Consider the following 14,276-nt stretch of genomic DNA (forward strand, 5'->3'; position numbering starts at 1 on the left):
GCGGGTTTTCGGTGAATGGCCGTTCAACGGATCAGTGGGTGCAGGCGTATCACAGCCTGGTACCAGTATTGCAAACGCGCTGCCGACAGGCCATGCCGATCGGCGGCACAGAGCAAAGGCCCCAGAATTGCGTCGATTTCCGTTTCACGTCCGGCTTCAATGTCCGTCAGCATCGACGACCGGTTGCGACGGGTCGCCTTTGCTACCTGAATTACCCGTTCAGCCAGAGCTTCGGGTAACTGAACACCACAGGCCCTGGCAATAGACTGTATTTCTTCACACAGGGCACTGATTTCACTCTGCCATTGTGGCTCGGCCAGGGCACCATTCTGGCACTTATGCACCGCTGTGATCGGGTTGATAACGGCGTTGATGGCCAGTTTGCGCCACAGTACGGAGGTAATGTCAGGTTCCCAGTGCAATTCCAGTGGGCCCGTCTGACTGGTCAGCCAGTGACCCCAGTTTTCCGTTTTGGCGCTAACAGGGTACTGAGCCGGGCTGCCAATCCGGGTTTCACCCACCCCGGTGTGTTGAACCCGGTCGCCAAAGCGCCCTGCGCCTTCGGTGGTAGAGGCCCACAATACCTGGCCCGGCAACTGCTCGCTGAGCCAGGCCTGCGGCCCCAGGCCATTGCACAGCACCAGCCAGGGGACATTGGAAAGTTGCGGAATCAGGGGGAGGGTGGCGCGTTCTATTTGGGTGGCTTTGCAGCACACCACGACGGCATCAATGCCGTCGAGTGAGTCGGTCAGTGACCATAGTAGCCGATGCGTTGCTTCATCAGATTCGACAGTGCCAGGCAGAGACACACCCGCCCGGTGGGCATAGACCTTAATGGTAGCCCTGTCTTGCAGCGACCAGGCCATCAGACTGCCGATGGCGCCCGGACCTATTAACAGAATCGTTGCCATAAAAAAGAATGCCATGTCCCGGCTGGGTAAGTGCCTATGGTAACGCTACCGCGGCACTGGGGCGAGTCTCAGGCGCTTTGTCCGTTTTGCCAGACATGCATGGCATGGCGTTGTTCTATGGGAATTTGCTGCAATCGCACCAGTGCTTGTTCCAACATCCATTCTGCCGAGGCAGGCAACGGCTGGGAGGCATCAGCCAGGTCGAGCTGAATGCAACCGGTCAGCGATACAAAACCTGAAGACGTTGAATAGGCACGGGTAAATAGTGCGTCGTAGAGCCGCCGAATCAACTTCTGGGTGGCGACATTACCGCCGGTTGAATGCAGCAGTACGCCAATGATGTTTTCGCCAAGCCGGGCGGTATCGTCCAGTGGCCGGGTATGTTCAGTGAGCCGGTTGCAAGCTTCGCGAATCAGCTCATTACGCAGCCCCCGACCGCCCTGGGTCGCCAGCTCGCCGAGGTTATCCAGCCGGCACAGAATCAGCCCCATCTGGCCGGTCCGACCTTTGATGTGGGTCAGCGTTTTGTCCAGTTGAAGGCGAAGGTGCTGTGAATTACCCAGCCCGGTGGTCGCATCGAGCCGGTTCATGCGGGTAACCGCCCGAAACTGGTCTTTCAGTTGACGCTCGCGAGAGATCAGTGAATTGTGCAGCCGCGACAATCGCTGACCGGCGTGGACCCGAGCCAGCAGTTGGGTTTTCAGGTGGGTTTTGCCGATAAAGTCGTCAACGCCCTTGGCAAAAGCCTCTTGCAAGGCTCCGTCGTTTTCCTTGGCGGTCAGCAGCATGACATAGGTGAAACAGCCTCGCCGACGATCCAGCTCACGGACCAGTTGGGTCAGTTCCAGGCCGTCCATGCCCGGCATCAGCCAATCAGCCAGCATTAACTCGGCCGGACGCTGTTTCAGCGCATCCAGCGCATCGATGGCATTGTCGGCTATGCGTATGTCTCTGAACCCGGCATTAACCAGCATGCGTTGAATGATCGCGCTACTGAACTTGGTATCGTCGACGATCATGATGGCCGTATCATGCGTCTCTGCTGGGGTCAGCCTGGGTTGCGCCGGGCCTTTGGGGGTGTCTGACATGTCCATATATCCTTGTTGTCATCGCGCATACAGCGCACGACCTGACTACTGCAGCCTTCCACCGGGGCGGGTGACCGCGTCCTTTGCAAAACGCTTACAACGAATGCACTTTGAGTATAAAGGTCGGCGCTGAGGTTGGACAACCATTGTTTGAGTCGGCACCATGCGTTCTTCAGACTGTCCGGATCCCGTTGCGCTGCATGTGTCGGGTAATCGGGCTTTTTATGTGGGATAACCAGTGTGATGACAGGGGGTGACGATGGAAGTTGAGCATCTGGAGATACGAGATCAGCTCAAGCGCTCTGCCCCGTTCGACCAGCTCACCGATGACTGGCTAGACACACTGGCCAGCCAGATAGAAATCGGCTATTTCAAGGCCGGTTCCGAGATCATGGTCGAAGGCGACGAAGTCACCCATCTGCACATCATCCGCAGTGGTGCCGTGGAGCTGTACCGGCGCAACGGGGAGCTCTACAACCGATTGGCCGAAGGAGATATTTTTGGTCAGTGGGGGCTGCTGATGAATCGCCCGGTGCGCTTTCCCGCCAAAGCCATTGAAGACACCCTAATCTACTTTGTCGCCAAAGACCTGTTCGATCGGCTCTGGGAAGACAGCGAAGCGTTTGCTGAATTCGTCGAAGTCGAAGATCAGTCCCGTTTGCGCGCCGCCGTCAACCAGCAGCAAAACACCGACCTGATGACCTCCCGGGTATACAAGTTGCTGTCGCGCTCTGCCGTAATGCTGCCCAGAACGGCGACGTTGCATGAAGCCGCCCTGGCCATGACCGCAGAAGGCGTCTCATCGCTGGTGATCACCGATCCGGATCACCCGGATAGTCCGGAGCAGGTCGGCTACATGGTCGGCATCATCACCGACCGGGATCTGCGTACCCGGGCCCTGGCTGAGCGCCTCGATTACGATACGCCAGTCAGCCAGATCATGTCGACTGAGCTGATTACCATTGATGCCAAAGCGTTTGTGTTCGACGCCATGCTCAGCATGTTGCGCCACAATGTGCACCACTTGCCGGTACTGCGACAACGCAAGCCCATCGGCGTGCTGGCGCTGTCCGATATCATTCGTTATGAGTCCCAGAGCAGCCTCTACCTGGTCAGCCAGATTCATCGCCAGCAACGCCGCAAAGATCTGGGCAGTTTAACGTCAGACGTTCACGCAACGTTTATTCGCATGGTCAATGAAGGGGCCACAAGCCATATGATCGGTAGCGCCATAGCCGGCATTGGCCGTAGCTTTACCCAGCGCCTGCTTGAGCTTGGTGAAGAAAAATTCGGCCCGCCCCCGGTTCCCTACTGTTTTCTGGCCCTGGGCTCGATGGCGCGCGATGAACAGTATGTCGTCACCGACCAGGACAACGCCATGATCCTGAGTGATGACTTCAAACCGGACGAACATGACGAGTATTTTGCCAAGCTTGCCGGTTACGTCAGCGATGGCCTGGCAGAGTGTGGTTACGAATATTGCAAGGGCGGGATCATGGCCACCAATCAGCAATGGCGTCAGCCGTTGTCAGTCTGGCGGGGCTATTTCAAAGACTGGATCGACAACCCCGACCCGCGGGCGTTGCTTAACAGTTCCATCTTTTTCGATCTGGATGGCATTTTTGGTGAAACCGCACTGGCAGAAACGCTGAAAGTCGATATTGCTCGCCGGGCCCAACGCAGCCCCCGATTCCTCGCTTGCCTGGCACGCAATGCCCTGAACCGCACACCGCCACTGGGTTTCTTCCGAACCTTTGTGATGGAGAACGATGGCAAACACAACAAATCGATCAACCTGAAGCGGCGCGGTACGGCACCGTTGAGTGACGTGATCCGGGTGCACGCCCTGGCAGCAGGCTCCACCGCCCAGAACTCCTTTAACCGCCTTGATGCCATCGCAGAATCCCGCATTTTGGGCCACAGCAATGGCGATGACTTGCGCGATGCGATGGAATACATCTCAATCGTCCGTGCCCGCCATCAATCGCTGGACCTTGAAGCAGAGCGCGAGCCCGACAACAATGTTGAGCCGGAAAACATGACCGTTTTTGAACGCCGCAATCTAAAAGACGCGTTTCAGGTCATCAGTAACGCCCAGAAGTACCTTCGCATGCGTTACCAGGTGAACCGGGTGTGAGTTTCTTTGTACCCCGCGACCGGGAACAGCCTGAAGCCCGGCCAGACTGGTCCGCCTGTTTTGGTGCCTGGGCAGGGCAGGTCAAACGGCCTGAATTGCAGCGCTTCTACGCGGCCGGCACAGTCGCCCCGGATTGCCCGCTCAGCGAGGTGCCTTTTGTCGCGCTCGATGTAGAAACCACGGGCTTGAATGCAGACCGCCATGCCATCCTCAGCGTCGGGCTGGTGCCCTTTACGCTAAAACGCATCACCGTGGCCGGCAGCCGGCACTGGGTGGTCAAGCCGCGACTGCCTTTGTTGCAACAGTCGATCCAGTTTCACGGCATCACCCACACCGACATCAAAAACGCACCGGATATGGCCGAGGTGCTGCCTGATCTACTGGACAGTCTTGCCGGGCGGATCGTCGTTGTGCACCATCGAGCCATTGAACGATCCTTCATGGATGTCGTCGTCAAGGCTCGCTGGGATGAAGGTCTGCAATTTCCGATAGTGGACACCATGGCCATTGAAGCGATGCTGCACCGCGACAAACCACAAAGCCTGTGGGCGCGTCTGACAAACCGGCGTCGCGAGTCCATCCGCCTGTCTGACAGTCGCATACGCTACGGCTTACCTCATTACCCCCCACACAACGCGCTCACCGATGCGCTGGCCACCGCAGAATTGTTTCAGGCGCAGTGCGCCTATCATTTTGAGCCATCAACGCCCATTTCCAACCTGTGGTACTAGCTACTAGTAACGCCCGTTGCCGCTGAACCCTGTGTCGGGCTGCTTGGTTAGCGCGAAGTCAAATAAAAAATTTAACTCCGGGGGTGTTGAAATGAAATTTTGTCGGCCCCATTAACGGTGGGCATTGATATTCCGGGGCCGTTCCATATTGAACAGACCCGAATTAACAACAAAACTCCCACTATGTGTTCTAGGAGATTGGATCCATGAAAATTCGTCCTTTGCATGATCGCGTCGTTGTACGCCGCAAGGAACAAGAGGAAAAGACGGCGGGTGGCATCGTTCTGCCCGGTTCTGCCAAAGAAAAGCCCTCCCAGGGTGAAATCCTGGCAGTCGGTAACGGTCGAATCCTTGAAAACGGCGACGTTAAGTCGTTGGATGTGAAGGTAGGCGATACCGTTGTTTTTGGTCAGTATGCAGGCAGCCCCGTTAAAATCGACGGTGAAGAATTGCTCATCATGACCGAAAGCGACATCTTCGGCGTTATTGCGTAAACCGAACCCGTTTAACGAATTTTAAGGAAGGTAAGCACATCATGGCAGCTAAAGACGTTAAATTTGGCGATTCCGCTCGCAGTAAAATGCAGAAAGGCGTGAACCTGCTCGCCGACGCCGTCAAAGTAACACTGGGCCCTAAAGGCCGTAACGTAATTCTGGACAAATCCTTTGGCTCACCCGCCATCACCAAAGACGGTGTATCGGTTGCCAAGGAAATCGAACTGGAAGACAAGTTCGAGAACATGGGCGCGCAGATGGTCAAGGAAGTTGCTTCCAAGGCCAATGACGAAGCCGGTGACGGCACCACCACCGCTACCGTGCTGGCCCAGGCGCTGGTCAACGAAGGCCTCAAATCTGTGGCTGCGGGCATGAACCCGATGGACCTCAAGCGCGGCATCGACAAGGCAACACGTGCTGTTGTTGACGAAATCGCCAAGCTGGCTATTCCCTGTTCAGACAAGAAAGCCATCGCTCAGGTCGGTACTATTTCTGCAAACGCCGACGCCACCATTGGTGGGTTGATCGCTGATGCAATGGAAAAAGTCGGTAACGAAGGCGTGATCACCGTAGAAGAAGGCAGTGGCTTCACCGACGAACTGGAAGTCGTTGAAGGCATGCAGTTCGACCGCGGTTACTTGTCTCCGTACTTCATCACCAACCAGGAAACCATGACGGCCGAGCTTGAAAACCCGTACATCCTGTTGGTCGACAAGAAAATCAGCAACATCCGTGACCTGATTCCAGTGCTGGAGTCTGTCTCCAAGGCCAGCCGTCCGCTGATGATCATCGCTGAAGACATCGAAGGCGAAGCTCTGGCTACCCTGGTAGTCAACAACATGCGCGGTACTGTTAAGGTATCGGCAGCCAAGGCACCCGGTTTCGGTGACCGTCGTAAAGCCATGTTGCAGGATCTTGCGATTCTGACCGGCGGTACCGTGATCTCCGAAGAAGTGGGCATGAGCCTGGAAACCGCTACCCTGGAACACCTGGGTAGCGCCAAGAAGGTTACCCTGTCCAAAGAAAACACCATTGTTGTTGACGGTGCCGGTGACGAAGCCGACATCAAAGGCCGTGTCGAACAGATTCGCGCCGAAATCGAGCAGTCCAGCTCCGATTACGACAAGGAAAAACTGCAGGAACGCGTGGCCAAGCTGGCAGGCGGTGTTGCAGTCATCAAGGTTGGCGCCGCCACCGAGATGGAAATGAAAGAGAAGAAAGCCCGTGTTGACGACGCTTTGCACGCAACCCGTGCTGCGGTTCAGGAAGGTGTGGTTGCCGGTGGCGGTGTTGCCCTGGTACGTGCACTGATGAACGTTGGCAACATCCAAGGCGATAACGAAGAGCAGCGTACCGGTATTGCCCTGGCACTGCGTGCCATGGAATCACCGCTGCGTCAGATCGTTTATAACGCCGGTGGTGAACCATCAGTTGTTCTGAACGAAGTTAAGAACGGCTCTGGTAACTATGGCTACAACGCGGCAACCGGTGAGTACGGCGACATGATGGAACTGGGTATCATCGACCCGGCCAAAGTGACTCGTGCGGCCTTGCAAGCAGCAGCCTCTGTTGCTGGTCTGATGATCACCACCGAAGCCATGATCACCGACAAGCCAGAAGACAAGTCTTCCGGCGGTGGCATGCCCGATATGGGCGGCATGGGTGGTATGGGTGGCATGGGCGGCATGATGTAAGCCAGCCCGGCCCAATACCCGACAAGCCCGCTTCGTGCGGGCTTTTTTATGGGTGTTTATTGCCTGCCCGAGGCAGTAGCGGGGGACTTTGAGCACTGTCAGATGGTTGTAAACCGATTGTCGTAATTAGGGGCCTTCTATACACTGGCGGGCCGAGATTTTGATCTTTGAGCGCAGGGATAGTGCGGAACGGAAGTCTATGAGAATTAACCTTAAATTAGTCGTGCTGTTTGTTGCGATCTATGTGATTACCCTGGTGGCGACTGTGCCGTTAAGTTGGGTTATCCATTATGGTGACCCGATATTGCGGTCACTGGGCGTTCGCCTGGAGCAACCGCAGGGTAATATCTGGCAGGGACAAAGCCAGGTTTTGGTCCCCAACAGTCCCGAACTCAATGTGGAATGGCAAGTGCGTCCCAGCGGGCTGTTCACTGCCCGGTTGCCCTATGACGTGCGGGTGTCCAATGCAGCGCTTGATGTAAGCGGGCAGGTTCAGCTGCGCCCAACCGGCATGGGCGTTGAACAGGTGTCCGGGTACGTCGATGAAGCGGCGTTCGCTCAGATAACACAGGCCTACAATTCGACTCTGCAAGGTCGGCTGGTCATGTCCGATCTCAGTGCAAACGTTGGCTGGGGCGGCGCCCTGGGCGAGGCGGCGGGTGAGCTGTCCTGGTCGGGCGGGCCGGTTGAAGTGCCGATGGGTCGATCCAGGCAGCAATTTGACGTGCCGCAGATGCAAGGCCGGATATCGAGCGACGACTCGGCCTGGCTGGTAGCCATTAACGCACTGGACAATACCTCCCTGATCCAGGCTGAACTGAGTCGGGAAGGGCAGGGGCAAGTCACCGTGCAGCGGGCAATGGCCGAGCGGCTGGGTATACCCGTTCCCGGGGGTCGCGAGACCCTCGTAGAAATCTCGCAGAAGGTGTTTTGATGGACTGGGTCAATCAAAGTCGGCAACTTTGGCTGCCATTGCAACGCTGGGTCGTGGTGATCCTCATTGGGTTGAGCGCGATCTATAGTGCCCAGCTCACCTGGCTCTTACTGCAACCGGCGCCCACCGTTACCGCGCCTCGCATTCAGCCGGCCAACCTTAACAGCCGTGCAGGCAGCACCAATCCTGAACAAATGGGGGCTACCCTGGGTGAGCGCCAATTATTCGGACAATTTGAAGCGGTGGCCACCGTTGAGCCTGAAAAACCGGTAGAAGCTCCCGAAACGCGGCTGAACATGACACTGCAAGCCGTGCTCGCGCGTGGTAACGATGGCAGCGGCTTTGCCATTATTTCCCGGGGGGGCAGTCAGTCCAGCGCTTTTTCGATCGGGGATGATATCTTCAACCAGGCCACGTTATCAGCGGTCTACCGCGACCGGGTTATACTCGATCGTAATGGCCAGTTAGAAACGCTGCGCTATGAGCGTGAAGAAACCTCAGAGCTGCTGCAGGTCAATAGTGAACCGATCGAAGACGACAGCAGCTTCAGGGAAACCATTGATCAGGCCCAGCAGCGGGTTGACCGGGGCGAAGATGTCCAGGCACAGGTTGAGCAGATGGTGTCGTATGTTCAGCAACGGGCTAATTCAGACCCTCAGGGTCTGCTTGATGAAGTGGGCCTCGAAGCCACCGGTTCAGGATATCAGGTCACGCAGAATGCACGTCAGTTAGCCATGGCCGGGCTTCGCCCGGGCGATGTGGTGACGGCCGTCAACGACCAGTCCGTCGGCAACATTGGGCAGGACCAGGCATTGTTGAACCAGATTCTGCAAACCGGCGGTGAACTGAAAATACAGATTCAACGGGGTTCGCGCTCCTTCACGATCTACCAATCCATACCTCGATTCTGACGAATGCAGAACAATCGATTAAGAAAGGACAATGACATGTTTGCTATCAGCTTGGTTCGCAGGAGTGCAGAGCCTCTGTTACGGTCACTGGTATTAGTGCTGGCCCTGGTGATGCTCAGTTTAGGGGCTCGCGCCGAAGAACCTACCTATCAGTTGAATATGCAGGGCGCAGACATCAACGAAGTGATCGATCTGGTGGCTCGCGTCACTGGAAAGAGCTTTATTGTCGACCCCCGGGTGCGTGGTCAGGTAACGGTTATTTCAGATCGGGAACTGACGGCTGACGCCATCTATGAGATTTTCCTGGCCACCATTGAAGTATACGGATTCTCGGCCGTAGAGACCGACAACGCCATAAAAATTATTGGCCAGGCTGACATCAAATCAGCCGGGTTGGAAGTCGATACCGATGGCTCCATGTCGGGCGAGGAAATCATTATCCGGGTATTCCCGATCCAGAATACATCGGCTATGGAGTTGGTGCCGATTCTGCGCCCATTGGTTGCCAAATACGGTCATCTGGCCGGTGTCAGTACGGCTAATGCGCTGATAATCGCCGACCGCGCCACGAACATCGAGCGCATTTCTGAAATAGTCGAGTTGCTCGATCGGGCCGGTAGCGAAGAGATCGAAGTTGTTGAACTGGAGCATGCCTGGGTTGGCAATGTCATCAGCCTGCTCGAGCGTGTGGCCCCAACACCGGTCACCTCCGGTGCACAAAATGGTGATCCCAGAGGAGGCTCACGCAGCGTTCACCTGGTCGGTGACGAACGCAGTAACCGAATCATCATCAAAGGGGAAGCAGAGGCCCGGGCACAAATCATTGCCCTGATTCGCGAACTTGATATTCCGGCTCAGGAAAACAGTGCATCCAAGGTCATTTTTCTAAACAATGCCGATGCCGCAAGAATGTCTGAGCTGCTCAAAGGCTTCACCGGTGCTGCCGCCCAGAGTGGCTCGAATGCCCAGAACCAGCCGCCTACCAGCCCGGTCAATATACTCGCCGATGAAGACCTCAACGCATTGGTTGTGCGTGCCGAGCCGTCGGTCATGACCGAGATCGAAAGCATCATTCGCCAATTGGACGTGCGCCGTAAGCAGGTGTTGATTGAAGCGGCCATTGTAGAGGTGAACGGCAACGTCAGTGACGCACTGGGTATTCAATGGGCGACCAACCCTGAGCGAGTGGGCGATGGCGTACCTTTTGCCAGCACCAGCCTGGGTATTGACGGTGCCATTTCATCTCTGCCCAGCGTCGTAGCCGGGGCTGCTGCCCAGAACGTAAACGCCTTGCCCAATGGTGCCTTCCTGGGTCTGGTTGATCCCATCAGTGATACTCCGAATTTCGCAGCCATCATTCAGGCAATCGAATCTCAGTCGAATACTAACTTGCTGTCGACCCCCAGTGTCATGACGCTTGATAACAGTGAAGCCTTTATTACCGTCGGTAGCTCGGTACCGTTCAAAACCGGCGGCAATGGCACTGACGATAACCCCTTCGTGATCGAACGCCAGGACGTCGGCACCACCCTGACAGTAATACCCCACGTACAGCAGGACGGATCGGTGCGACTGGAGGTTGACCAGGTGGTAGAGTCGATTTCCGGTAACAACACTTTCGGAGCCGTTGATATCATTACGGATAAACGGCAGGTTAAAACAGAAGTGTTGATTGGCGACGGCCGCACCATCGTATTGGGTGGGCTGATCGACGACACCCTGATTGAACGCGAAAGCCGTATTCCGGTACTGGGTCGTATCCCCATTCTGGGGCATTTGTTTAAAAGCACCTCAACGGAACGGCAGAAGACGAATCTGATGGTCATCATTCGCCCCACTATCATCGTCGATGGAGACGAAGACCTGAGAGCCCGTCGTATGGATGGCATCTGGGATGTGCGCATCCAGACCATGGACAACGTAGACAGCCGCTACCTGCCACCCTCAGTAAACGATCTGTTTGAAGGGCGTCTCGATGGTGGTTTGCGCCCGCAAGGCGACGACTGAAGCTAGAAGCTTGTTGTGTAGTGTTTTATGTACGATGAGTCGACTTTAATAAAAGCGACGACTTAGGACGATGGTATTTACATCGTGCTGCCAAAACGTAAGATACGCACCGTTTTGACTCTCTTGCAACAAGCTTCAGCCCGGCGCACTCGGTGCGCCGGGTTTTTTTATGGGTGTTCGGCAGGTTAGCCCGCAATGGTTCGCGCTAAATGCACGTAACGGCGCTTATAAAAAGTCTCGACGATCCATCACTTCAATCACATGATGGGCGGGTTCTTCGTAGAGGTGAACGTCTACCAGAGCCTGCAACACCGCTTTTATACGGCTTTTCTCAACCACCATTTCCACCCGATGCTCAGCTACCCGCTCCAGTTCTCCGGCACGGCCTAAGGTAGGATTGGCCCCGGCCAAAGGCCGAAACTGGCCCTGGCCCAGTACCGACCAGGCGCAGCGATCGTAGTCGCCAATGCTGCCAGCACCGGCTTCTGCGAGCGCCTCTATAAGCGCTGCTGTGTGTGTTTCCGGAACATAAACAACCAACAAATACATAAGAAGTCTCCACAAACGGGCGTGCTTTCTTGTTTAATTTCAGCAGCTTAGCAACTTTTTGGTTGACACCCAACACAGGTTCGTTAACATACGCCCCGTTGTTAAGGAGAGTTGGCAGAGTTCGGTTTAATGCACCTGACTTGAAATCAGACGTAGGCGAAAGCCTACCGGGGGTTCGAATCCCTCACTCTCCGCCAAATTAAACAAAAAAGGGGTCCCCAGCGGGGACCCCTTTTTTGTTTAACCTGCGCAAAGCGCAGGACTTCGTTCGAGGCCCCCGCGGGTTCGACAACTTGCCGGGAGCAAGTTGGGCCGCGCCAGCGCCCGGCGAAGCCGGGTCGATCACAAGGATGTGTCGATGTCGACTGAACGCCGGGAGCGTTCAGGGCCGCGCTAGCGCCCTGAAGGGGTGGTCACACGCAGGGCAACCCGAATTGCCGTTGGCATTCCTCACCAGAGCCCCCCTAGGCCATCGTATCGACAGTGTCACGTTGACCGTCTTTTACCTTCGCGTTCCACTTTCTATAAGCTTCAAAATTAAATTCAGTTGCCGAGATAATGGCGTCCTGCCTGAGAGAAAGGTAAATATCGGATTCTATTTCATCGTAGAAGGTTTGAAACTCAACCTTCAGCGTATCTGTATCCCTGTAACCGCTCATGAGGGGCATGATCGAGATATCCTGATCCATTCCATTGGTCTCCGTTGGTTCACCAAGATCAATCACTTTTCCCACGTATACTTTTCTGTCTCTCATCGTAAGCATTGCATACTTGTCTTTGTGAAGGGACAGCTTGAATAGGAGGTCATCGAGTGGGCTGTCTGACAGTATTTCGCCAATGACATACAGCTTGGTGATTTTGGAGCTCCAGGTGCCAAAGCGGCGGTAAAGGCTGATATGCCCCCAGGCTTTGGTAACAAAGGCCGCAAGAAAGGTGAGCGCTGAGAGTATGAAGAACCAGGCCAGTTTCGCAGCCTCTGAGTTATCTGTTGCGCCCATGCTATTCATGGCGTCGGTCAGTTGGGCTGACAGGTACAGATTGATGCTGAAATAGTGAAACGAAATTGAGTCGGGTACCCAATAGTGCGCTACGATCGCAGTTGGAAGGGCAATAGCAAAGCACTTTATTCCGAGTTCGGCACTTTTCAGGTAGAGGTACTGACCTTCATATCGATGAAGTTTATAAGAGTGAATGGGGTGGATATGGCAAGCAAAAAAGCCAGCAACAAGAACCGGGAAAATAAGAAATAAGAGCATCCTGCCCCCGCTCGGTGTGCTGTATTAAGCCCCTACTATTGCTTTTGCTTCTTCTCGGGCATCCTGAAATTCTTTGGTGTTGCGAACTTCATTGGGATCAATTTTTACGGTACCCCGGCCCACGACTCGAGTAGAGGTGTAGGAATTTTCGACCAGCTTTTTAAGTTTCTTGTCTTCTTCGCTGGGGCTTAAACCCAGTAAGCGCAGTAAAGACATGGTGCAGGTCTCCAGATCATGGAAGAACGTACTCATTACTCAACGAACAGTCTAGCTCAAGCCGTTGGATAGATAAAGCCGTCAAACCTTGCAGTCAGGGCCATGCATCGGCAAAAAAGCCCGCACGGGGCGGGCTTCTCATAACACCCTGTGTTGCTTACAGTGCGGCGATAATCTTATCGCGAATGTCTTCAAAGCTGCCTACTCCGGGAACGTGAATGTATTTAGGTGCTACATCCGGTTCCTTCGCCGCCAGGTCTTTGTAGAACCCGATCAGTGGTTCAGTCTGGGCGTGGTAAACGTCGAGGCGTTTGGCGACGGTTTCTTTCTTGTCGTCTTCGCGCTGTACCAGTTCATCGCCGGTTTCATCGTCTTTGCCTTCCTGCTTGGGCGGGTTGTTGTCGACGTGGTACACGCGGCCAGAGGCTTCGTGCACGCGGCGGCCGCTCAGGCGTTTGATGATTTCTTCGTCCGCTACATCAATGTCGATGACGTAGTCGATGCGAACGCCTTCGTTTTTCAAGGCCTCAGCCTGGGGAATGGTGCGCGGGAAGCCGTCGAACAGGCAGCCGTTGGCACAATCGGGTTCTGTCAGGCGCTCCTTGATCAGTTCAATGATGGTTTCGTCAGAAACCAGGCCGCCCGAAGCCATCACTTCTTTCACTTTTACGCCCAAAGGGCTGCCCGCTTTTACAGCAGCACGAAGCATGTCGCCGGTAGAGATTTGTGGAATCTGAAATTTTTCGGTGATGTATTGGGCTTGTGTCCCTTTACCGGCACCAGGTGCACCCAGCAGAATAATACGCATAGATGGCAAGCTCCTCGTTAATGTTTAATCTTGAAAAACGTCGTTAAAAAAGTCTGAACCGACTGAGCGATCCACCCGTTACTGTTGAATTCAATGTCCTAATCAGGAGTCGTGAGCCAGATTGCCCCTGTGAATGCCAGGAGTGCGGCTCCGGTCTGAGTATTGGCATGCCAGGCTAACTGACGGCAATTACCGGGAAATTCTGTTAAATCCTGTTATTTTTAGTGATTTTGACGCAGTGTCGTGCATGTAGGCCTGCATCAGCCAGTCGCTAAGATACCCGCCAAGGCGACTAAGCTCAACCATTGGCCGTTAGACTTCCGTCGATAGCAGGGCGAAAGCCACCGATTAATTGTAGGAGGTCGCCCTGTGTGCGACTGGAAGCATTCGCGCCGTTGAATACATTCATCGACTAAAAGGTCAGCTCCATGGGTTGGTTGTACTTCCCGTCACCCAGAGGACTGGCTTCCTACAAAAGACCAACCAACCTCTGTATCTGTAGGAGGCCAGTCCCCTGGGCGACTGGAAGCATCCCGGCCC

At 55.1% G+C, this 14,276-nt stretch carries 13 protein-coding genes and 1 tRNA gene; 8 read left to right on the top strand and 6 right to left on the bottom strand.

Annotation, left to right across the window (positions count from 1 at the left end; translation table 11 throughout):
* Nucleotides 1-23: 23 nt before the first annotated feature.
* Nucleotides 24-911 carry a ketopantoate reductase family protein gene (locus G565_RS25525; RefSeq protein ID WP_169579700.1) on the bottom strand — a complete coding sequence of 296 codons (888 nt, stop codon included), beginning with the start codon at nt 909-911 and terminating at the stop codon, nt 24-26.
* A gap of 68 nt (nt 912-979) precedes the next feature.
* Nucleotides 980-1,999: a GGDEF domain-containing response regulator gene (locus G565_RS25530; protein WP_051208423.1), complete on the bottom strand. Its 1,020-nt coding sequence runs from the start codon at nt 1,997-1,999 to the stop codon at nt 980-982.
* 259 nt (nt 2,000-2,258) lie between these two features.
* On the opposite strand from G565_RS25530, the gene G565_RS0121700 reads away from it, so the two are divergent.
* From G565_RS0121700 to gspD, 7 genes are all read left to right on the top strand, one after another.
* Nucleotides 2,259-4,136 carry a DUF294 nucleotidyltransferase-like domain-containing protein gene (locus tag G565_RS0121700; protein ID WP_028672653.1) on the top strand — a complete coding sequence of 626 codons (1,878 nt, stop codon included), beginning with the start codon at nt 2,259-2,261 and terminating at the stop codon, nt 4,134-4,136.
* Complete coding sequence (locus tag G565_RS0121705) at nt 4,133-4,867, top strand: 3'-5' exonuclease (protein ID WP_028672654.1); 735 nt, start codon at nt 4,133-4,135, stop codon at nt 4,865-4,867. Before G565_RS0121700 ends, G565_RS0121705 begins: the two co-directional genes overlap by 4 nt.
* A gap of 206 nt (nt 4,868-5,073) precedes the next feature.
* Nucleotides 5,074-5,361: a co-chaperone GroES gene (gene groES / locus G565_RS0121710; protein ID WP_028672655.1), complete on the top strand. Its 288-nt coding sequence runs from the start codon at nt 5,074-5,076 to the stop codon at nt 5,359-5,361.
* Between the two features lie 41 nt (nt 5,362-5,402).
* Nucleotides 5,403-7,055, top strand: a complete 1,653-nt coding sequence (gene groL, locus G565_RS0121715) for a chaperonin GroEL (RefSeq protein WP_028672656.1) — start codon at nt 5,403-5,405, stop codon at nt 7,053-7,055.
* A 199-nt stretch (nt 7,056-7,254) separates the two neighbouring features.
* Nucleotides 7,255-7,989, top strand: coding sequence for a type II secretion system protein N (gene gspN / locus G565_RS0121720; protein WP_028672657.1), 735 nt, complete (start codon nt 7,255-7,257; stop codon nt 7,987-7,989).
* Complete coding sequence (locus tag G565_RS0121725) at nt 7,989-8,900, top strand: type II secretion system protein N (RefSeq protein ID WP_028672658.1); 912 nt, start codon at nt 7,989-7,991, stop codon at nt 8,898-8,900. Before gspN ends, G565_RS0121725 begins: the two co-directional genes overlap by 1 nt.
* Nucleotides 8,901-8,936: 36 nt before the next feature.
* Nucleotides 8,937-10,907 carry a type II secretion system secretin GspD gene (gspD, locus tag G565_RS0121730; RefSeq protein WP_051208425.1) on the top strand — a complete coding sequence of 657 codons (1,971 nt, stop codon included), beginning with the start codon at nt 8,937-8,939 and terminating at the stop codon, nt 10,905-10,907.
* Nucleotides 10,908-11,132: 225 nt separating this feature from the next.
* On the opposite strand, the gene G565_RS0121735 is transcribed toward gspD, so the two are convergent.
* Nucleotides 11,133-11,456: a YqfO family protein gene (locus G565_RS0121735; RefSeq protein WP_028672660.1), complete on the bottom strand. Its 324-nt coding sequence runs from the start codon at nt 11,454-11,456 to the stop codon at nt 11,133-11,135.
* A gap of 105 nt (nt 11,457-11,561) precedes the next feature.
* Between G565_RS0121735 and G565_RS0121740 the strand changes: the two genes are divergently transcribed.
* Nucleotides 11,562-11,653: transfer RNA gene (locus G565_RS0121740), tRNA-Ser, on the top strand.
* A gap of 267 nt (nt 11,654-11,920) precedes the next feature.
* On the opposite strand, the gene G565_RS0121745 is transcribed toward G565_RS0121740, so the two are convergent.
* From G565_RS0121745 to adk, 3 genes are all read right to left on the bottom strand, one after another.
* Entirely contained in the window at nt 11,921-12,712 is a 792-nt protein-coding gene (locus G565_RS0121745; RefSeq protein WP_028672661.1) for a hypothetical protein, read from the bottom strand.
* Nucleotides 12,713-12,736: 24 nt separating this feature from the next.
* On the bottom strand, nt 12,737-12,928 hold the full coding sequence (locus G565_RS0121750; RefSeq protein ID WP_028672662.1) for a hypothetical protein: 192 nt from the start codon (nt 12,926-12,928) through the stop codon (nt 12,737-12,739).
* A 157-nt stretch (nt 12,929-13,085) separates the two neighbouring features.
* Nucleotides 13,086-13,736 (bottom strand): adenylate kinase, encoded by a 651-nt coding sequence (gene adk, locus G565_RS0121755; protein WP_028672663.1) that lies wholly within the window; start codon nt 13,734-13,736, stop codon nt 13,086-13,088.
* Between the last annotated feature and the right edge of the window lie 540 nt (nt 13,737-14,276).

The sequence above is a fragment of the Saccharospirillum impatiens DSM 12546 genome (assembly GCF_000423605.1).
Lineage (GTDB): Bacteria > Pseudomonadota > Gammaproteobacteria > Pseudomonadales > Natronospirillaceae > Saccharospirillum > Saccharospirillum impatiens.